Origin of the sequence: Oceanicaulis sp. (assembly GCF_965284345.1) — a bacterium.
GTDB lineage: Bacteria > Pseudomonadota > Alphaproteobacteria > Caulobacterales > Maricaulaceae > Oceanicaulis > Oceanicaulis alexandrii_A.
In genome coordinates, this window is the sequence record NZ_OZ260073.1 from 2,886,859 (window position 1) to 2,903,971 (window position 17,113).

Annotated in this window: 20 protein-coding genes; 18 read left to right on the top strand and 2 right to left on the bottom strand. The window is 60.5% G+C overall.

Features of this window, described 5'->3' with window-relative positions:
• Positions 1 to 62 precede the first annotated feature (62 nt).
• The 4 genes from ACQ66J_RS13990 (at position 63) to ACQ66J_RS14005 (ending at position 3,674) form a co-directional block, all read left to right on the top strand.
• Complete coding sequence (locus ACQ66J_RS13990) at positions 63 to 1,112, top strand: enoyl-CoA hydratase/isomerase family protein (protein ID WP_430432112.1); 1,050 nt, start codon at positions 63 to 65, stop codon at positions 1,110 to 1,112.
• Positions 1,113 to 1,168: 56 nt separating this feature from the next.
• On the top strand, positions 1,169 to 2,062 hold the full coding sequence (gene mmsB, locus ACQ66J_RS13995; RefSeq protein ID WP_375549125.1) for a 3-hydroxyisobutyrate dehydrogenase: 894 nt from the start codon (positions 1,169 to 1,171) through the stop codon (positions 2,060 to 2,062).
• A gap of 152 nt (positions 2,063 to 2,214) precedes the next feature.
• Positions 2,215 to 3,429, top strand: a complete 1,215-nt coding sequence (gene hemA / locus ACQ66J_RS14000; protein ID WP_430432113.1) for a 5-aminolevulinate synthase — start codon at positions 2,215 to 2,217, stop codon at positions 3,427 to 3,429.
• A complete protein-coding gene (locus ACQ66J_RS14005; RefSeq protein ID WP_430432114.1) occupies positions 3,429 to 3,674 on the top strand; it encodes a DUF6898 family protein in 246 nt (81 codons plus the stop codon). The genes hemA and ACQ66J_RS14005 overlap by 1 nt, the downstream gene beginning before the upstream one ends.
• An 18-nt stretch (positions 3,675 to 3,692) precedes the next feature.
• Here the strand turns inward: ACQ66J_RS14005 and ACQ66J_RS14010 are convergent, their stop codons facing one another.
• On the bottom strand, positions 3,693 to 4,115 hold the full coding sequence (locus ACQ66J_RS14010; RefSeq protein WP_028284842.1) for a MucR family transcriptional regulator: 423 nt from the start codon (positions 4,113 to 4,115) through the stop codon (positions 3,693 to 3,695).
• Positions 4,116 to 4,367: 252 nt separating this feature from the next.
• On the opposite strand from ACQ66J_RS14010, the gene glyA reads away from it, so the two are divergent.
• From glyA to ACQ66J_RS14060, 10 genes are all read left to right on the top strand, one after another.
• The gene (gene glyA, locus ACQ66J_RS14015) at positions 4,368 to 5,672 is read left to right on the top strand and encodes a serine hydroxymethyltransferase (RefSeq protein WP_375549123.1); all 1,305 of its coding nucleotides are present in this window, start codon (positions 4,368 to 4,370) and stop codon (positions 5,670 to 5,672) included.
• A 9-nt stretch (positions 5,673 to 5,681) separates the two neighbouring features.
• Entirely contained in the window at positions 5,682 to 6,161 is a 480-nt protein-coding gene (gene nrdR / locus ACQ66J_RS14020; RefSeq protein ID WP_022702206.1) for a transcriptional regulator NrdR, read from the top strand.
• Entirely contained in the window at positions 6,158 to 6,808 is a 651-nt protein-coding gene (locus ACQ66J_RS14025) for a RibD family protein (protein ID WP_430432115.1), read from the top strand. The genes nrdR and ACQ66J_RS14025 overlap by 4 nt, the downstream gene beginning before the upstream one ends.
• 4 nt (positions 6,809 to 6,812) lie before the next feature.
• Positions 6,813 to 7,445, top strand: a complete 633-nt coding sequence (locus tag ACQ66J_RS14030; RefSeq protein WP_430432116.1) for a riboflavin synthase — start codon at positions 6,813 to 6,815, stop codon at positions 7,443 to 7,445.
• Entirely contained in the window at positions 7,442 to 8,563 is a 1,122-nt protein-coding gene (gene ribB / locus ACQ66J_RS14035; RefSeq protein ID WP_430432117.1) for a 3,4-dihydroxy-2-butanone-4-phosphate synthase, read from the top strand. The genes ACQ66J_RS14030 and ribB overlap by 4 nt, the downstream gene beginning before the upstream one ends.
• Before the next feature lie 11 nt (positions 8,564 to 8,574).
• Positions 8,575 to 9,012: a 6,7-dimethyl-8-ribityllumazine synthase gene (gene ribH, locus ACQ66J_RS14040; RefSeq protein ID WP_430432118.1), complete on the top strand. Its 438-nt coding sequence runs from the start codon at positions 8,575 to 8,577 to the stop codon at positions 9,010 to 9,012.
• The gene (gene nusB, locus ACQ66J_RS14045; RefSeq protein ID WP_375549118.1) at positions 9,012 to 9,488 is read left to right on the top strand and encodes a transcription antitermination factor NusB; all 477 of its coding nucleotides are present in this window, start codon (positions 9,012 to 9,014) and stop codon (positions 9,486 to 9,488) included. The genes ribH and nusB overlap by 1 nt, the downstream gene beginning before the upstream one ends.
• Before the next feature lie 5 nt (positions 9,489 to 9,493).
• On the top strand, positions 9,494 to 10,489 hold the full coding sequence (thiL, locus tag ACQ66J_RS14050) for a thiamine-phosphate kinase (protein WP_430432119.1): 996 nt from the start codon (positions 9,494 to 9,496) through the stop codon (positions 10,487 to 10,489).
• A gap of 23 nt (positions 10,490 to 10,512) precedes the next feature.
• A complete protein-coding gene (locus tag ACQ66J_RS14055) occupies positions 10,513 to 11,043 on the top strand; it encodes a hypothetical protein (protein ID WP_430432120.1) in 531 nt (176 codons plus the stop codon).
• Positions 11,044 to 11,206: 163 nt separating this feature from the next.
• Entirely contained in the window at positions 11,207 to 13,357 is a 2,151-nt protein-coding gene (locus ACQ66J_RS14060) for a sodium-translocating pyrophosphatase (protein ID WP_430432121.1), read from the top strand.
• A 76-nt stretch (positions 13,358 to 13,433) separates the two neighbouring features.
• Here ACQ66J_RS14060 and ACQ66J_RS14065 read toward each other — a convergent pair whose 3' ends face one another.
• Positions 13,434 to 13,931, bottom strand: a complete 498-nt coding sequence (locus ACQ66J_RS14065) for an outer membrane protein assembly factor BamE (protein WP_375549114.1) — start codon at positions 13,929 to 13,931, stop codon at positions 13,434 to 13,436.
• Between the two features lie 127 nt (positions 13,932 to 14,058).
• Here ACQ66J_RS14065 and ACQ66J_RS14070 point away from each other — a divergent pair, with 127 nt between their 5' ends.
• From ACQ66J_RS14070 to ACQ66J_RS14085, 4 genes are all read left to right on the top strand, one after another.
• On the top strand, positions 14,059 to 14,592 hold the full coding sequence (locus tag ACQ66J_RS14070; protein ID WP_430432122.1) for a ubiquinol-cytochrome C chaperone family protein: 534 nt from the start codon (positions 14,059 to 14,061) through the stop codon (positions 14,590 to 14,592).
• Positions 14,593 to 14,691: 99 nt separating this feature from the next.
• Entirely contained in the window at positions 14,692 to 15,750 is a 1,059-nt protein-coding gene (gene plsX / locus ACQ66J_RS14075; protein ID WP_430432123.1) for a phosphate acyltransferase PlsX, read from the top strand.
• A complete protein-coding gene (locus ACQ66J_RS14080; RefSeq protein WP_375549111.1) occupies positions 15,747 to 16,715 on the top strand; it encodes a beta-ketoacyl-ACP synthase III in 969 nt (322 codons plus the stop codon). The genes plsX and ACQ66J_RS14080 overlap by 4 nt, the downstream gene beginning before the upstream one ends.
• Before the next feature lie 90 nt (positions 16,716 to 16,805).
• The gene (locus tag ACQ66J_RS14085) at positions 16,806 to 17,108 is read left to right on the top strand and encodes an integration host factor subunit alpha (RefSeq protein ID WP_022702219.1); all 303 of its coding nucleotides are present in this window, start codon (positions 16,806 to 16,808) and stop codon (positions 17,106 to 17,108) included.
• Positions 17,109 to 17,113 lie beyond the last annotated feature (5 nt).

Genomic DNA, 17,113 nt, shown 5'->3' on the forward strand with positions numbered 1-17,113 from the left:
ATCAATTGGCCCTGTCATCTCACCAGGGCAAAGAGCAAAATTTCCGTCCGGAGAAGTCTCTCATGACTGAAGACGTCATCACTCGCAAAGTCGGCTCGGTCGGCCGCATCACGCTGAACCGCCCCAAGGCGCTCAACGCGCTTAACCAGGACATGGTCACCGCCATGGTCGAAGCGCTCAAAGCCTGGCGCGATGATGACAGCGTCAAGGCCGTGGTCGTGGATGGCGCGGGCGAGAAAGGTTTCTGCGCAGGCGGCGATATTCGCATGCTGGCGGAAAGCGGCCAGGCGGGCGATGATCGCGCCTGGACGTTCTGGCGCGACGAATATCAACTCAACACCCTGATCGCGGAATATCCCAAGCCTTATGTGGCTTTGATCGACGGCATCACCATGGGCGGCGGCGTCGGCGTTTCCATTCATGGCGAATTCCGCGTCGCGGGCGACCGGACGATGTTCGCCATGCCTGAAACCGGTATCGGCTTTCATCCCGATGTGGGTGGGGCGTTTTTCCTGCCGCGTCTCATGGGGGAGCTGGGGGTCTGGATGGGCCTGACCGGCGCTCGCCTGAAAACGGCCGATTGCATCGCCGCAGGGGTCGCCACGCATTATGTGCCGACCGACTCCCATCCGGCCCTGATCGAGGCGCTGGAGACCGAAACGCTGGATGATGACGGCGAACAGGTCGACGCCATCCTTGAAAAGTTCGCGGGAGATCCGGGCCAGTCAGACCTCGGCATGGTTCAGCCGCTGATAGATGCGGCGTTCGAAGGTGATGATCTGACCGTCATTCTCAAAAGGCTGGAAACCGCTGACGACGCCTGGTCCAAGGCCGTGCTGAAAATCCTCTCTGGCAAGTCGCCCACCGCCGTGAAGGTGACGCTGGCGGCGCTGCGCAAGGGCGCAGACCTGTCGTTGCGGGACGTCATGGTTCAGGACCTTCGTGTGTCGAGCCGCTTCCTCAAAGAGGGGTCTGATTTTTATGAGGGCGTTCGCGCCGTCATCATTGATAAGGACAATGCGCCGAACTGGTCAGAACCGATCTCTGACGCTGAAGTTGCGGCCTATTTCGAACCGCTCGACGCGGACAAGGAAATGACGTTCCTCGATTAGGAACACCGGGCAGGGCGGACCAACCGCTCGCCCTAGCGAACACAAGGGAGGACCGCATGGCGGTTGTTGCATTTATCGGCCTTGGAAATATGGGCTCCGGCATGGCGGCCAACCTCGTGAAGGCTGGCCATGAGGTGCGTGCATTTGATCTGAACGCTGACGCTGTGGCGGCGCTGGTCGACAAAGGCGCGACGGCGGCCTCTGATCTCACCCATGCCGTCACCGGCGCGGACGCCGTGGTGAGCATGTTGCCTGCGGGCCCGCATGTGCGCAGCGTGTATCTTGATGACGGGGGCGTGCTGTCGCTTGCGCGCCCTGACGCCGTTTTGATCGATTGCTCCACCATTGACGTGGACAGCGCCCGCGCCGTGGCCGAAAAGGCCGCAGAGGCGGGCTTTGCGTTTGTGGACGCGCCTGTGTCGGGCGGTGTGGCGGCGGCCGAAGGAGGCACGCTGACTTTCATGGTCGGCGGTCCTGAAGACGCCTTCGCAAAGGCCGAGCCGATCCTGTCCAATATGGGCAAGGCCGTGATTCGCGCAGGCGACGCCGGCGCCGGTCAGGCGGCGAAGATCTGCAACAACATGCTGCTCGGCATCCATATGATCGGTACATGTGAAGCGATGAATCTGGCGATCAAGCTAGGCCTTGATCCGCAGAACTTCTTTGACATCGCCTCCAAGGCGTCAGGTCAGAACTGGTCTTTGACCAGCTATTGTCCGGTGCCGGGACCTGTTCCGGCCGCACCGTCAAATCGTGACTACACGCCAGGCTTCGCGGCGCCGATGATGCTCAAAGACTTAAACCTTGCCATGCAGACATCGAAAACGGCCGGCGTGAACACGCCCATGGGCGAAAAAGCGCAAACCATTTATGACGCGTTCGTCGGGCAGGGCGGTGAGGAGATGGATTTCTCCGGCGTGATCAAATGGCTTGCTGGAGAGATGAAGTAAAGCACACTTGAGTTTGCGAGGCGCTATCAGTTGAACCGCGACCTTTGGTCCCTGACCGGTGATAAGACAAGCTCAGAATCCTATGTCATTGTGCTGATGACATGCTGATCTTTAGGGAGAGCCGCTCGCGCTGAAATGCGAGTGCAAGAACAATGGATTACCGCAGCGCTTTCAAAGCCTCAGTCGCGCGCGTCCGCGCCGAGGGCCGTTATCGTGTGTTCGCCAATCTGCGTCGTGTGAAGGGGCAGTTCCCCCGAGCGCGCTTGCGCACCGATGAAGGCGATACCCGTGATGTGGTGGTGTGGTGCTCCAATGACTATCTGGGCATGGGGCAGAGCCCGTGCGTCACCGGCGCCATGAAGCAGGCGATCGAGGATGTGGGCGCCGGCGCTGGCGGTACGCGCAATATCTCCGGCACGACTCACTATCATGTGGAGCTGGAAGCCAGCCTCGCCGATCTGCATCACAAGGAAAGCGCGCTGCTGTTCACGTCTGGCTACATCGCCAATCAGGCGACGCTCGCCACGCTTGGCAAGATCCTGCCAGGACTGATCATCTTCTCAGATGAGCTCAATCACGCGTCGATGATCGAAGGCGTGAAAGGAGCGAAATGCGAAAAGCATGTGTGGCGGCACAATGACGTCGCGCATCTGGAAGAGCTTCTGAAAGCTGCGCCGATAGACGCGCCCAAGCTGATCGCGCTTGAATCTGTTTATTCCATGGATGGCGATATCGGCCCGCTCGAAGCCGTTTGCGATCTGGCGGACAAATATAATGCGCTCACCTATCTCGACGAAGTGCACGCGGTCGGCCTGTATGGCCTGCGCGGAGCCGGCATCGCTGAACGCGACGGCCTCTTGGATCGGTTTGACATCATCGAAGGCACGCTGGGCAAGGCGTTTGGCGTTATGGGCGGCTATATCGCTGCGGATGAAGTGATCGTCGACGCCATCCGCTCCTGGGCGCCGGGCTTCATCTTCACCACCTCCTTGGCGCCGGCTCTGGCGGCGGGCGCGCGCGCCAGCGTTGAATATCTCAAGAGCGCCTATCATCTGCGTGAGCAGCATCAAGAACGCGCCGCCACCTTGAAAGCGCGCTTTCAAGAAGCGGGTATTCCGGTGCTGGAATCCGTGACCCATATCGTACCCGTTCATGTGGGTGATCCGGTTTTGTGCAAGCGGATGACCGATGAACTTTTGGATGTTCACGGCATTTATGTTCAGCCGATCAATTATCCCACTGTGCCCAAAGGTACGGAGCGGATGCGCCTGACGCCGACGCCCATGCATGATGACGCCATGATGGACGAACTGCTGGATGCGGTGAAAACCGTCTATGCCAAGCATGTCGGCCTGAAGGTCGCATAATGTCTGGCGATCCCGGTCAGGATCGTGAGTTTATATTTGAGTTTGTTTCCGTGGGCGATTCTGTCCGGGTGGCGGCGGTCGATGTCGAAACCGGTATAGAGGTGGTCGTCTTCGGCCCCATCAAAACACGTCAGGATGATCTCCAGCGTCTCGCCGCGCGCAAGTTGGTGCGCCGTCTGACGCAAGAGGGCGTGACGCCAGAATCAAAAACGCCCCGGCCAGGCGGCCGAGGCGTCATTGTCTAGCACGTCAGTTCGAGGCGCTTATTTCTTGCGAGCGCCGCGGCCGAGGCCGATTTCCTTGGCGAATTCCGAGCGACGCTTGGAATAATTCGGCGCCACCATCGGATAGTCAGCCGGCAGGCCCCATTTCCGGCGGTAATCTTCCGGGGACATGTCGTATTGCGAGCGCAGATAGCGCTTGAGCATTTTCAGCTTTTTGCCGTCTTCCAGGCAAACGATGTAATCATCGCTGACTGAGCGAGAGACGGGCACAGCCGGTTTGGCTTTAGGCTCAGGTTTGGCCGGCTCACCGGAAATTTCTTTCATGGTGGCGTAGACCGATTTGATCATATCCGGGACGCTCTCCGCCGGCACAGAGTTGTGCGAGAGAAAAGACGCGATGATGTCTGTGGTCATCCGCATCAATTCTTCATTATCGACGGGCAGCAGTGTCTCTTCAGTCATATTCTGATCCTTGCGCAACATTATGACGTTTGCGTCTGAAAACGAGATGTCTTGTGTTTAATGATAGTATATTCGCTATACAAGTATTGAATTGAGAAATCTGCAGATACCATAGCATTTTTAAGGTTGCTGAATGCACCCCTCAAACTTTGTTGGTGCAATGAGATGAAAATACGCCTGGTCTGCGCCTTGTCCGCGACCCTATCCAGCCGTATGTAGCTATCAAGATCCGCTATATGGAGTGCGAGCGAGATGGCTGACGTGCAATCGACCGCCCAGAACACCTCTTTCTTTGCTCAGTCTCTGGCTGACGCCGATCCTCAGCTCGCCTCGGCGATCAGCAAGGAAATTCAGCGCCAACAGACCCAGATTGAACTGATCGCATCCGAGAACATCGTCTCCCGCGCTGTTCTGGAGGCTCAGGGTTCGCCGCTGACCAATAAATACGCCGAAGGCTATCCAGGTCGTCGTTATTATGGCGGTTGTGAATTTGTTGATATCGCTGAAGAGCTTGCAATCGAGCGCGCAAAGAAATTGTTTGGCGCGGCCTATGCCAATGTTCAGCCCAACTCCGGCAGCCAGGCCAACCAGGCGGTGTTCCTGGCGCTTCTGAAACCTGGCGATAAAATTCTGGGGCTGGATTTGTCTTCGGGCGGGCACTTAACCCATGGCGCGCGGCCGAACCTGTCCGGCAAATGGTTTGAAGCCCATGCCTATGGCGTGCGTGAAGACAATGCGCTGATCGACTATGACAAGCTGCGCGAGCAGGCCAAAGAGATCCAGCCGCAGATGATCATTGCGGGCGGCTCCGCATACCCGCGCGAGATCGATTTCCAGGCGTTTCGCGATATCGCCGACGAAGTTGGGGCCTATCTGCTTGTGGACATGGCGCACTTTGCGGGTCTGGTCGCCGGCGGCGTTTATCCCAACCCGGTTCAGCTCGCCGATGTGTGCACCACCACCACACACAAAACCCTGCGCGGCCCGCGCGGCGGCATGATCATCAGTCGCGATGAAGCCTTGGGCAAAAAGTTCAACTCCGCCGTCTTCCCTGGCCTGCAAGGCGGGCCCTTGATGCATGTGATCGCCGCAAAAGCGGTCGCGTTCGGCGAAGCGCTGCGTCCCGAATTCAAGGCCTACGCCGCGTCCGTGATTGAGAACTGCCGCGCTATGTCTGGCGCGCTGGTGGAAGCGGGATACGACATCGTGTCGGGCGGCACTGACAGCCATCTCGCTTTGGTGGATCTGCGCCCCAAATCGCTGACGGGCGACATTTCCGAAGCTGCGCTCGAGCGCGCGCATATGACCTGCAACAAGAACGGCGTGCCGTTTGATCCGGAAAAGCCCACCGTGACATCCGGTCTGCGCGTCGGCGCGCCCGCGGGCACCACCCGCGGCTTCGGCGCGGCCGAGTTCCGCCGCGTGGGTGAGATGATGGCGGAAGTGCTGGATGCGCTGGCGGTCAATCGCGACGGTGACGCTGAAGTCGAGGCGCGGGTGCGCGATGAAGTGATCGAATTATGCGAACGCTTCCCGATCTACCCGGCGCTCGGCTAAGGTAAGCGCATGCGGTGTCCGTTTTGCGCCAACCCTGATTCTCAAGTGAAGGATTCGCGCCCGGCTGAAGACAGCCAGGCGATCCGACGCCGTCGTCATTGCCCGGCCTGCGGCGGACGTTTCACCACGTTCGAGCGCGTGCAGCTGCGCGATCTTCATGTGCTCAAGTCCGATAACAAGCGTGAAGCGTTTGATCGCGACAAGATGGCGAGGTCGGTTTTGCTGGCGACCCAGAAACGCGCCATTGAGCGCGAACGCGTCGAGCAGATGATTTCCGGCATTGTCAGGCGTCTCGAAAGCCTGGGTGATCCCGACGTTCCCGCCAGCGTCATCGGCGAGCTGGTGATGGATGGATTGCGCAATCTCGATACGGTCGCCTATGTGCGCTACGCCTCGGTCTATAAGGACTTTCAGGAAGTTGATGACTTCTCAGAATTCATCAAGGGCGAAAAACTCGGGCATGAGGATGATCTGGACGCAGATCAATGACGGCGGCGCAAACCCTGCGCGTCACGTTGAAACTCGCCACCAGCCTTGATGGCCGCATCGCTCTGGCCAATGGCCAGTCCAAATGGATCACAGGCCCTGAGGCGCGCAGGCAAGTCCACCGAATGCGCGCGGATCATGACGCTATCCTGACCGGCATCGGGACCGTTCTCGCCGATGATCCACAACTGACAGCGCGTCCGGACGGTGTTGCGAGCGGGGACCAGCCGCAACGCGTAGTGCTCGATTCTCAGCTTCGCATGCCGACCGATGCGGTGATGCTTGAGGGGCCTCCGGTGTGGGTGTTTCATGTCGCAGCAGCCCCGGCCGGGTTAGGCGCAGCTGAACTGATCCAGACGGAGGCGGACGCAGACGGGCGTGCGTCTTTCAAGGCCGTAATCCAAACGCTCAAAGAACGAGGTGTTCAAAGCCTCATGATCGAAGCCGGGGCCGAGATCGCAGGCTCGGCGATCCGGTCCGGGCTCGTCACGCATATCGAATGGTTTCGCGCGCCCATGCTGATCGGCGCAGAGGGACGCGCGTGTATTGCAGGGCTTGGCCTTGAGGAACTGGCGCTCGCGCCCACATTCCAACGCATATCTGTTCGCGCATGCGGCGCGGATCTCTGGGAAACCTATCAACGGGGATGATCCCATGTTCACCGGCCTTGTCTCCGCTCTGGGGCGGATCGTGTCTATTTCCGAAGGCGATGTGCGCCGCATGACGGTGTCGAGCCCGTATCCTGCGTCATCCATTGAGCTTGGGGCGTCCATCGCCCATGCCGGGGTCTGCCTGACGGTGGTGGCCTGCCGCGAACTGGACGGCGGGGCTCAATATGATCTCGACGTGTCGCCCGAGACGCTCTCGAAAACCACGCTTGGGAGCTGGGAAGCCGGGGATGCGGTCAATCTCGAGCGCGCCTTGAAAGTCGGCGACGAGCTGGGCGGACATATCGTGCAAGGCCATGTGGACGGCGTCGGGCGTGTGGTCTCGCGATCAGACGAAGACGGCTGGATCCGCTTTGTCGTAAAAGCCCCTACAGAATTGTGCGCCTTCATCGCCTATAAGGGCTCGATCACGGTGGATGGCGTCTCCCTGACGGTGAACCGGGTCGCCGGTGATGAGTTCGAGTTGATGATCATTCCCCACACCGCCGAGGTCACGACTTTGGGATCTTTGCAGGCCGGGACGCGCGTCAACCTTGAGGTTGACGTCATGGCGCGCTACGCCGCGCGTTTAATGGAGGCCCGTGCAGACGGCGCCGCGAATAATGAGGTCCAGTCGTGAGCGAATCCGCCCCCCAATCCGCGCTGTCGCCAGTGGAAGAGATCATCGACGAGGCCCGCAATGGCCGCATGTTCATCCTGGTGGACGCCGAGGACCGTGAGAATGAGGGCGATCTGATCATCCCCGCCCAGTTCGCCACGCCGGACGTCATCAATTTCATGGCGCGTTATGGCCGCGGCCTGATCTGCCTGTCGATGACCCAGGACCGGGCCAAGACCCTGCAGCTGCCCTTTATGAGCCAGCGCAATCAGTCGCGACACTCCACCAATTTCACAGTGTCGATCGAAGCGCGAGAAGGCATCTCCACCGGCATCTCCGCCCATGACCGGGCGTTGACGGTCGCGACCGCAATCGATCCCTCCAAGGGCTCTGAAGACGTGGTGTCTCCGGGCCATGTCTTCCCGCTGGTGGCGCGTGATGGCGGCGTGCTGGTGCGCGCCGGTCATACCGAGGCGGCGGTGGACATCGCGCGTCTCGCGGGCGTGAACCCGTCTGGCGTGATCTGTGAGATCATGAAGGATGACGGGACGATGGCCCGTCTTCCCGACCTCATCGAATTCGCCAAAGAGCATAATATGAAAATCGGCGCGATCGCCGATCTGATCGCCTATCGCCGTCAGCATGACCGCTTTGTCGAGCGCCGCATGGACACGGACGTGTCTACTGAGGCGGGCGGTCCGTTCAAGCTGACCGTGTTCCGCTCGCTCGTGGATAATGTGGAGCATGTGGCGCTGCATAAAGGCGAAATCACTGCTGATGCGCCGGCTCTGGTGCGCATGCACAAGGTCAGCTTCGCGGACGACGTGTTGGGCGCGCTTGGCGGACGCACGGGTCTGGTGGATAAGGGGGTGAAAGCGCTGTCCGAGCATGATGGCCCGGCAGCCATGGTGTTCATCCGCGAGACCAATCGCGCTGCGATCACCGAGCGGTTTGGCGCAGCGCCGTCAGATCCGCCCGATACGCGTGAAGAACGTCGCTTGCGTGAATATGGTCTGGGCGCGCAAATATTACTGGATCTGGGCGTGCGCCAGATGATCCTCTTGTCCACTGCGCCGCAAAACATTGTGGGGCTGGACGGCTATGGTCTAGAAGTCGTCGAGCAACGCGAAATTGATTAAAGGAGGCGCTTGTGAGCGCTGAAACCCGTGTGCTGCTGATCGCAGCGCCTTTTTATGAAGACATCACCGAGCAGCTGGTCGCTGGCGCTCAGGGCGCCTGTGACGCGGCAGGCGTGACGGCAGACGTGGTTGAAGTGCCTGGCGCACTGGAGATCCCGGCTGTGATCGCGCTCTCCGAGCAGGGCAAGGCGCCATACGACGCCTATGTGGCTTTAGGGTGCGTCATTCGCGGTGAAACCAGTCATTTTGACTATGTCTGCGGGGAATCTGCACGCGGCCTTATGGATTTGACGCTTAAGGGCGTTCCGGTCGGCAACGGCATTCTGACGGTTGAGAACATCAAGCAGGCCCGTGTTCGCGCTCATGTTCATGAGAAAAACAAGGGCGGTGACGCCGCAAACGCCGCTCTGGTGCTTTTGAGCCTCAAGAAGAAGTTCGGGGCGGCCTGATGAGCGGCAAGTCACAGGAAGCATCATCTGACCGACACGCCCGATTGCGTCGCGCCGCGCGTCTCAGCGCTGTGCAGGCGCTCTACCAGATGGAGACATCCGGTTCCGGCGCCGCTGCGGTCGTAAAGGAATTTCGCGATCACCGGTTCGGCTATGAAGGCGAGCCGGGCGATTTCGTCGAGACCGATGAAGTCTTCTTTGAGGACCTGGTGACAGGGATCATCTCCCACCAGTCGGATGTCGACACACGCTTGTCCGGCGTTCTGAAAGAAGGCTGGAAACTCTCGCGTCTGGACGCCACCGTCCGCGCGATCCTGCGGGCAGGCGGCTATGAGCTGGTTGCGCGCAAGGATGTACCCGCCGCCGTGGTCATCAACGAATATGTCGATGTCGCACACGCCTTTTTTGACGGTTCTGAATCCGGGTTCGTCAACGCGACGCTGGACGCCCTGTCCAAGCAGGTGCGCGACGCCTGATTGATATGAGCGGATCGGGCGAGTTTGATTACATACGAACGCGGCTCGCCCCGCTCAGCCTCGGATTGCCCGGAGCCGCCGCACTCACGGATGACGGCGCTGTTCTGACGCCGCCTGAGGGCTGTGACTGGGCGGTGACGGCGGATACGCTGATCGAAGGCCGTCATTTTCCACACAATGAAGACCCTGCGCTCGCCGCCCGAAAGGCCCTGCGGGCAAATCTGTCGGACCTCGCCGCGATGGGCGCTGATCCGCATGCGTATATGGCGTGCGTGGTCTGGCCAGATACGGGCCGCGAGGCACGCATGAGCGGCTTTGCGGATGGGCTGGCTCTGGACCAGGACATTTTCGGCGTCCATCTGGCGGGGGGCGACACCACTAGCGCGCCCGGACCCTGGATGATCTCCATCACCGCTTTTGGCTCGGTCCCCAAAGGACAGGCGGTCCGGCGAAGTGGCGCTCAGCCGGGGGATCAGCTTCTGGTGACTGGAGCCATTGGCGATGCCGGCCTCGGTCTGAAAGCGAGACAGGGCATATATGCGCCCCCGAAAGCGGACGTTGAATGGCTGGCCCAGCGATTCACCCTGCCTGAGCCGCGATGTGCGCTGTCCGGGCTTGTTCGCCAGTATGCTCACGCAGCGATTGATGTTTCTGATGGGTTGCTGGCCGACGCCCGACACATCGCTGAAGCATCACGCTGCATGCTCGAACTGAACCTGGATGCAATCCCCCTCTCAGATCCAGCTCGCCATTGGCTGACGCAACAGCCGGATCGGTCACAGGCCTTGTTGGAGCTGGCTTCAAGCGGTGATGATTATGAGCTGGTGCTGACCATGTCGGCGGACACCGTGACCGATTTCATCACAGCGGCGAGCCGTCTCGGCGTTGCAGTGACACGCTTGGGCGAGGTGACCTTCGGAGGCGACTCAGACGGGGGTCTGATCGTTCAAGTCGATGGCGAGCCCATCACGCCTTCGTCTTTTGGGTTTACGCATTTTTGAGTCTTGCCTGCTAAGCAGGATCTATGATTCGTTCTTTCGCATACGCACTCTGCACCGCTTTTCTGCTCGCCACGCCTGCGCTCGCCGTAGGCGGCGGTGGTGGCGGAGGAGGGGGTGGCGGCGGTGGCGGTGGCTCCAGCGGCCCCGGCGCTGTGGCGTCCACGGACCTGCCGCTTTACAACTCAGTCGAAGAAGCCACCCAGGCGCTCATGGCGGAGTTTGGCGAAGACGAAACCTGCCCGCGCAGAGTGGACGTGCCCTCGATCGTGGTGCCGATTGAATCTCACCACCATTTGTATGGCTATGCATTTGTAACGCCTCGCGTTTGCCTGGCGCGCGGTGTGAGTGCGACCCGCTTCATCGAAGACATACACTTCCTGGTCGACACCATGGTCCGCTCCGCTCATCGCCATCCGTTTGTGATGGATGATGCGGGTGAGATCGACCGCGAATCCACGCGTCAGATTCTGTACGCAGCGATCGGTGAAGTTGTGGACCCGACCCAGATCGAACGTCTTGATCTTCTAGGCTCAGACATTCGCCCCATGCATTGAATTGAGAATATAGCTGCACCGCAGCATTTCTCTTTACTGTTGCATCTCCCTGAAAACCGGGACTAGGCTTTCTTTGTCAAAGCAATAGCCGCCCATGTCTTGGAGGCTTCCAAGAACTCGATGCGGCGTTGCAAGAAGCCTTTAGACGCTCGGGGAGGGTGTCATGCAATCAGTGTATATCTGGCTATGGATTTCCTTAGCCTGCGGAGGCCTTGCGGTTCTCTACGGTGCGGTTCAGATCCGGTCCATTCTCGCGGCGAGCGCGGGATCGGAGCGCATGCAGGAAATCGCCAGCGCCATCCAGGAGGGCGCAAACGCCTATCTTAAACGCCAATATATGACGATCGCCGCCGTTGGGGCGGCGATTTTGATTCTGGTCGGGTTTTTGCTCGGCCCGGTCGTCGCCTTGGGTTTCCTGATCGGGGCGTTGTTATCCGGCGCAGCCGGTTTCATCGGCATGCTGGTGTCCGTCCGGGCGAATGTACGGACGACACAAGCGTCGATGGAATCGCTTCAGGCGGGCTTGTCCATGGCGTTTCGCGCCGGGGCGATCACCGGGATGCTGGTGGCGGGTTTGGCGCTGTTGTCGGTGACCGGATATTATCTCTGGCTCACACAGGGCGCGTCATTCGGCGCTGCCGAGGACCCCAGACAGATCATTGACGGGCTTGTGGCCTTAGGGTTCGGCGCGTCGCTCATCTCAATCTTCGCGCGCTTGGGCGGCGGCATTTTCACCAAAGGCGCCGATGTGGGCGGGGATATGGTCGGCAAAGTCGAAGCCGGCATTCCCGAAGATGACCCGCGCAACGCCGCAACCATCGCTGATAATGTGGGCGATAATGTCGGTGACTGCGCCGGCATGGCGGCGGATCTATTTGAAACCTACGCCGTGACCATCGTGGCCACCATGGTGCTCGCCTCGATCTATTTCCGCGATGCGGCTGGCGCGATCACGCTGGACGCCATGATGATCTACCCTATCGCCATTGGCGGGGTGTGCATGGTCGCGTCCATCCTGGGCGCGTACTTCGTCCGTCTGGGCAAGGGTTCAACCAATGTCATGGGCGCGCTCTACAAGGGGTTTTTCGCTGCTGCGCTCTTCTCGGCTGTCGGTCTGGCGATCGCCACGCATTTCGTCCTGGGCTTTGACGGCGTTGTTGAAAGCGCAAACGGTCTGCAGATCACAGCGATGTCGCTGTTTTATTGCGGCCTGACCGGCTTGGTGGTGACGGGCCTGATCGTCTGGATCACCGAGTTCTATACGGGCGTGAATTACGGTCCGGTGAAATCTGTGGCCAAGGCGTCTGAGTCCGGCCATGGCGCGAACGTCATTCAGGGCCTCGCCGTCTCCATGGAGGCGACGGCGCTTCCGGCTCTGGTGATCATCGGCGCCATCATGTTGACCTTCAACCTGGCGGGGCTGTTTGGAATCGCCATTGCGGTGACGACCATGTTGGCGCTGGCGGGCATGGTGGTGGCGCTCGATGCGTTTGGACCGGTGACGGACAATGCCGGCGGCATCGCCGAGATGGCGGGGCTGGAAGGCGCGGTGCGCGAGACCACCGACATGCTGGATGCGGTCGGCAACACCACCAAAGCCGTCACCAAGGGCTACGCCATCGGATCGGCGGGGCTGGGAGCGCTCGTGCTCTTCGCCGCCTATACCGAGGACTTGGCGTATTTCGCATCAAACCCTGAGACCTATCCCTTCTTTGCCGGTTTGACTGTGAACTTCTCGCTCTCAAACCCGTATGTGGTCGTCGGTCTGCTCTTTGGCGGCTTGTTGCCCTTCCTGTTTGGCGGCATGTCCATGACGGCTGTGGGACGCGCAGCCCAGGCCGTCGTCGAGGAGGTGCGTCGTCAGTTCCGCGAAAATCCCGGCATCATGAAAGGCGAGGTGAAGCCTGATTATGGTCGCGCGGTGGATCTGCTGACCAAGGCGGCGATCCGGGAGATGATCATTCCCTCGCTCCTGCCGGTGCTCAGCCCGATCGTGCTGTTCATCGTGGTCAACTTCATCGCCGGACGCGCCGAAGCGCTCGCCAGCGTCGGGGCCATGCTTCTGGGCGTGATCGTGACCGGCCTCTATGTGGCGATTTCCATGACCGCCGGGGGCGGGGCCTGGGACAACGCCAAGAAATACATCGAGGACGGCCATCATGGCGGCAAGGGCTCCGAAGCCCACAAGGCCGCCGTGACAGGCGATACCGTGGGCGATCCCTATAAGGACACGGCAGGACCGGCCGTGAACCCGATGATCAAGATCACCAATATCGTGGCCTTGCTGATGCTGGCGGTTCTGGCGGGGATGTAGTCTCGGTCTTGCCCGTCAAAAGAAAACCCCCGACGCCGAGCGTCGGGGGTTTTTTGTATTCTGAAGATGTAAGCGTCTAGCCGCCCGGGCGCGGGCCGCCGGCGCCGCCGGGCAGGTTCTGCTCGCCGCCGAATTGTTCGCTCGGCAGACGACCCACATTCCCGAGAAGCTGTTCAAGAATGGTCAGCTCGCGTCCGCGGGTCGGGGTTTCGCGATCCACAAAGGCCACGACCCGGCCATCTTCCATGCCGAACTCGTCCACGGCGCTGACCGTGCCGTCATCGTCAAACCGTACGGCGATGATGCGGCGCTCGCGGGTGTCGGGACGCAGATAGGCGAGATATTCGCGCGTTGCGGAGATGTAATACCAGGTATCTTGCTCAAATGTGCCGCGGGTGGACGGATTGCCCAGCGTGGCGAGCACGGTGGACTGGCTGTCCACGCCTACCGTCAATTCGGGCACTTCGCCATCGGGATAGCGGAAGCCATGGCTGCGCAGGGTCGGATTGCAGGCCGTAACCAGCGTCGCGCTGAGGGCGACAGTGGCGGCGAGGATCACTCGGCTGAGGCGCATAAGGGCTCCATTGATAGCGTTCGAGACGTATACGTCAGTGGTCAGTCAGCTTGCGCAGGACTATCTGCTTGACGTAACCGGGTGGAAGCATAGCTGCAAGCGCTCAGTGAGGGGAGCCTGTTAATACATGTTCAGTGGTTTGTTCAGGAAAGATCGCGGCAAGCAGATCGCTCGCAGCCTTTATGATTCCCTCGTGCGCTCGGCGCGTCGATCAGCGTTTTACGGCCCTGACGGCGTGGAGGACAGCGTGGATGGGCGCTATGACATGATCGTCTTGCACGCGGTTCTGGTGATGCGCCGCCTGCGTGAAGGCGGCGATCTCGGTCGTGATCTCGCACAGCGTGTGTTTGACGTCATGTTTGACGACTTGGACGCGGCTTTACGGGAAATGGGCACTGGAGATCTCAGCGTCGGCAAGAAGATCAAGGAAATGGGCGAGGCGTTTTACGGCCGCGCCACAGCCTATGAAACGCCGCTGGCGGAGGGTGATCAGGCCGCGCTGACCCAGGCGCTGGAACGCAACATGTTCGAGGAGAGCACGCCGCGCCCCGATGTCTGTGCGCGTTTGGCTGAATACGCACTGGCCAGTGTGGCGACGCTGGAGGCGCAATCGATCGACGCGCTGATGGCTGGCGAGGCGCCGCACTTCGCCCCGGCGTGAGCTGCGGCTTGCGTCGCTTGCAAAGAGAGGGTCAATGGGTAAGGTTCGCCCGCCGTCGGCTGCCTGCCGGCGCATAAGTTGTTTTAAGACGGATTGTCTATGAGCTCAGCGCTGGTCCTTTCCATTGACGCCATGGGCGGCGATGACGCGCCGGAAATCGTCGTTGACGGCGTCGCGCACTTTCTTAAAGGCCGCAAGCGCGCGGTGCGGTTCTTGCTCCATGGCGACGAATCGCAGATCGCGCCCTTACTCGCCCGCCATGAAGGCTTGGCCGAGGTGTGCGACATTCGCCATTCCGACAGCGAAGTGGACATGTCCGCCAAGCCGTCTGAAGCGGTGCGCCGGGCGCGCGGCTCGTCCATGTGGAACGCGGTCCGCTCTGTGAAAGACGGCGAGGCCCAGGTCGCGATCTCGGCGGGCAATACCGGCGCCCTGATGGCGATCTCCAAGGTTATCCTGCGGATGAAGAAGGGCGTTCACCGTCCCGCCATCGCCGCCAGCTGGCCAGCGCCGCAAGGATTTTCCACCGTTCTTGATGTGGGCGCGAACGTGGATTGCTCTCCCTCTCAGCTCGTCGAATTCGCCGTTCTGGGCGAGGCCTTCCATCGCGCCGTGCATGGCGAAAAGGCTCCAACGGTGGGCTTGCTCAATGTCGGTCAGGAAGAACTCAAGGGCGGCCAGACGATCCGCGACGCGGACGCCCTGATCCGCGAAGCCGAGCTCGACCTTGATTATCGCGGCTTCATCGAGGGCGATGATATTTCCGCCGGCACCACGAATGTGGTCGTCACGGACGGCTTCACGGGCAATGTGGCGCTGAAGACCGCCGAAGGTACGGCGCGGCTCGTGGGCGGCTGGCTGCGCGAAGCGCTGACCAGCTCTCTCATCGCCAAGATCGCCACGGGCCTGCTCAGCCTGGGCGCGCTCAATCAGTTGCGCGCCAAGATGGATCCGCGCAACGTCAATGGCGGCGTCTTTCTGGGGCTGAACGGCGTCGTGGTGAAAAGCCATGGCGGCACGGACGCGCTCGGCTTCGCCACCTCCTTGCGCATTGCACTGGAAATGGCCGATAGCCGCTTTCTGTCCGAGATCGAACGCAATCTTGAAAGACTGTCTGCTTTGCAAGCGGATACTGTTTCCGAGGGGGAAACCGCTTGACCTATTCACGCATCGCCGGGATCGGTTCCTACCTGCCTGAGAAAGTTCTCACCAATAAGGGCATGGAGGCGATTGTCGAAACCAGCGACGAGTGGATTCGCGAGCGCACAGGCATCAACAAGCGTCATATCGCCGGTGAGGGCGAGCGGACCTCTGATTTGGGCGAAGCCGCCGCACGCAGGGCGGTCGAGCATGCCGGACTGAGTTTGGACGACGTGGATTTGATCATCGTGGCCACCGCCACGCCCGATCTGACCTTCCCGGCGACCGCCACCATCATTCAGCACAAGCTCGGCGTGAAAAACGGCTTCGCTTTTGACGTTCACGCCGTCTGTTCAGGCTTTCTTTACGCCCTGGCGACGGCGGACACTTTCATCCGCACCGGCCAGGCCAAATGCGCTCTGGTCATAGGAGCAGAGACGTTTTCGCGCATTCTCGACTGGACGGACCGCACCACTTGCGTCCTGTTCGGGGACGGCGCGGGCGCCATGGTGCTGACGGCGGAAGATGGCGAGCCGGAAGAATACAAAGGCGTTTTGAAAACGCATCTACGCTCGGATGGCGAGTATTGCGACTTGCTTTACGTCGATGGCGGTCCCTCTGCGACAAAAACGGTCGGCCATTTGCGTATGCAGGGCAATCAGGTGTTCCGTCATGCCGTGACGAAAATCTCGGACGCCATGACCACCTTGTGCGCGCAGACCGGCGTTGATATTGCGGATATCGACTGGGTCGTGCCGCATCAGGCCAATCAGCGCATTCTGTTGGGTGTCGCGAAAAAGCTAGGGATTTCAGTGGAACAGGTGATCTCCACTGTCGCTGAACACGGCAACACCTCCGCCGCGTCCATCCCGCTCGCCTTTGACGCCGCGGTCAAGGACGGCCGCATCAAGCGGGGCGATACAGTGCTGATGGAAGCGCTTGGCGGAGGCTTTACCTGGGGCGCCGCGTTAGTGCGTTATTAAGCGCGTTCATTGTGCGACCTATGGTTAACGTTGACCAGTGAGCGGTTTGCGACGTAACGTCTTCATCGCAGACATTAAATGGGGGCCAACATGGGTTCGAAGACTGTCACGCGCGCAGATCTGTCAGATGCCGTCCATCGCGAAGTCGGCCTGTCCCGACACGAAAGCGCGGAGTTGGTGGAAGCCGTCCTCGACATGATCTCCGACAAACTTGTGGGCGGGGAATCGGTCAAGCTGTCGTCCTTCGGGTCATTCCTGTTGCGCGACAAGACCGGACGAGTCGGACGCAATCCGAAGACGGGCGAAGAAGTGCCGATCGAGCCGCGCCGGGTTCTGGTGTTCAAACCCTCCCAGGTGCTCAAGGACCGGGTCGACGCCGCCCTGTCCAAATAGGACAC

Bases quoted from the DNA above. Each gene is read 5' to 3' on its own strand.
- ACQ66J_RS13990 (WP_430432112.1), top strand. From the start codon at position 63: ATGACTGAAGACGTCATCACTCGCAAAGTCGGCTCGGTCGGCCGCATC.
- mmsB (WP_375549125.1), top strand. From the start codon at position 1,169: ATGGCGGTTGTTGCATTTATCGGCCTTGGAAATATGGGCTCCGGCATG.
- hemA (WP_430432113.1), top strand. From the start codon at position 2,215: ATGGATTACCGCAGCGCTTTCAAAGCCTCAGTCGCGCGCGTCCGCGCC.
- ACQ66J_RS14005 (WP_430432114.1), top strand. From the start codon at position 3,429: ATGTCTGGCGATCCCGGTCAGGATCGTGAGTTTATATTTGAGTTTGTT.
- ACQ66J_RS14010 (WP_028284842.1), bottom strand. From the start codon at position 4,115: ATGACTGAAGAGACACTGCTGCCCGTCGATAATGAAGAATTGATGCGG.
- glyA (WP_375549123.1), top strand. From the start codon at position 4,368: ATGGCTGACGTGCAATCGACCGCCCAGAACACCTCTTTCTTTGCTCAG.
- nrdR (WP_022702206.1), top strand. From the start codon at position 5,682: ATGCGGTGTCCGTTTTGCGCCAACCCTGATTCTCAAGTGAAGGATTCG.
- ACQ66J_RS14025 (WP_430432115.1), top strand. From the start codon at position 6,158: ATGACGGCGGCGCAAACCCTGCGCGTCACGTTGAAACTCGCCACCAGC.
- ACQ66J_RS14030 (WP_430432116.1), top strand. From the start codon at position 6,813: ATGTTCACCGGCCTTGTCTCCGCTCTGGGGCGGATCGTGTCTATTTCC.
- nusB (WP_375549118.1), top strand. From the start codon at position 9,012: ATGAGCGGCAAGTCACAGGAAGCATCATCTGACCGACACGCCCGATTG.
- thiL (WP_430432119.1), top strand. From the start codon at position 9,494: ATGAGCGGATCGGGCGAGTTTGATTACATACGAACGCGGCTCGCCCCG.
- ACQ66J_RS14055 (WP_430432120.1), top strand. From the start codon at position 10,513: ATGATTCGTTCTTTCGCATACGCACTCTGCACCGCTTTTCTGCTCGCC.
- ACQ66J_RS14060 (WP_430432121.1), top strand. From the start codon at position 11,207: ATGCAATCAGTGTATATCTGGCTATGGATTTCCTTAGCCTGCGGAGGC.
- ACQ66J_RS14065 (WP_375549114.1), bottom strand. From the start codon at position 13,931: ATGCGCCTCAGCCGAGTGATCCTCGCCGCCACTGTCGCCCTCAGCGCG.
- ACQ66J_RS14070 (WP_430432122.1), top strand. From the start codon at position 14,059: ATGTTCAGTGGTTTGTTCAGGAAAGATCGCGGCAAGCAGATCGCTCGC.
- plsX (WP_430432123.1), top strand. From the start codon at position 14,692: ATGAGCTCAGCGCTGGTCCTTTCCATTGACGCCATGGGCGGCGATGAC.
- ACQ66J_RS14085 (WP_022702219.1), top strand. From the start codon at position 16,806: ATGGGTTCGAAGACTGTCACGCGCGCAGATCTGTCAGATGCCGTCCAT.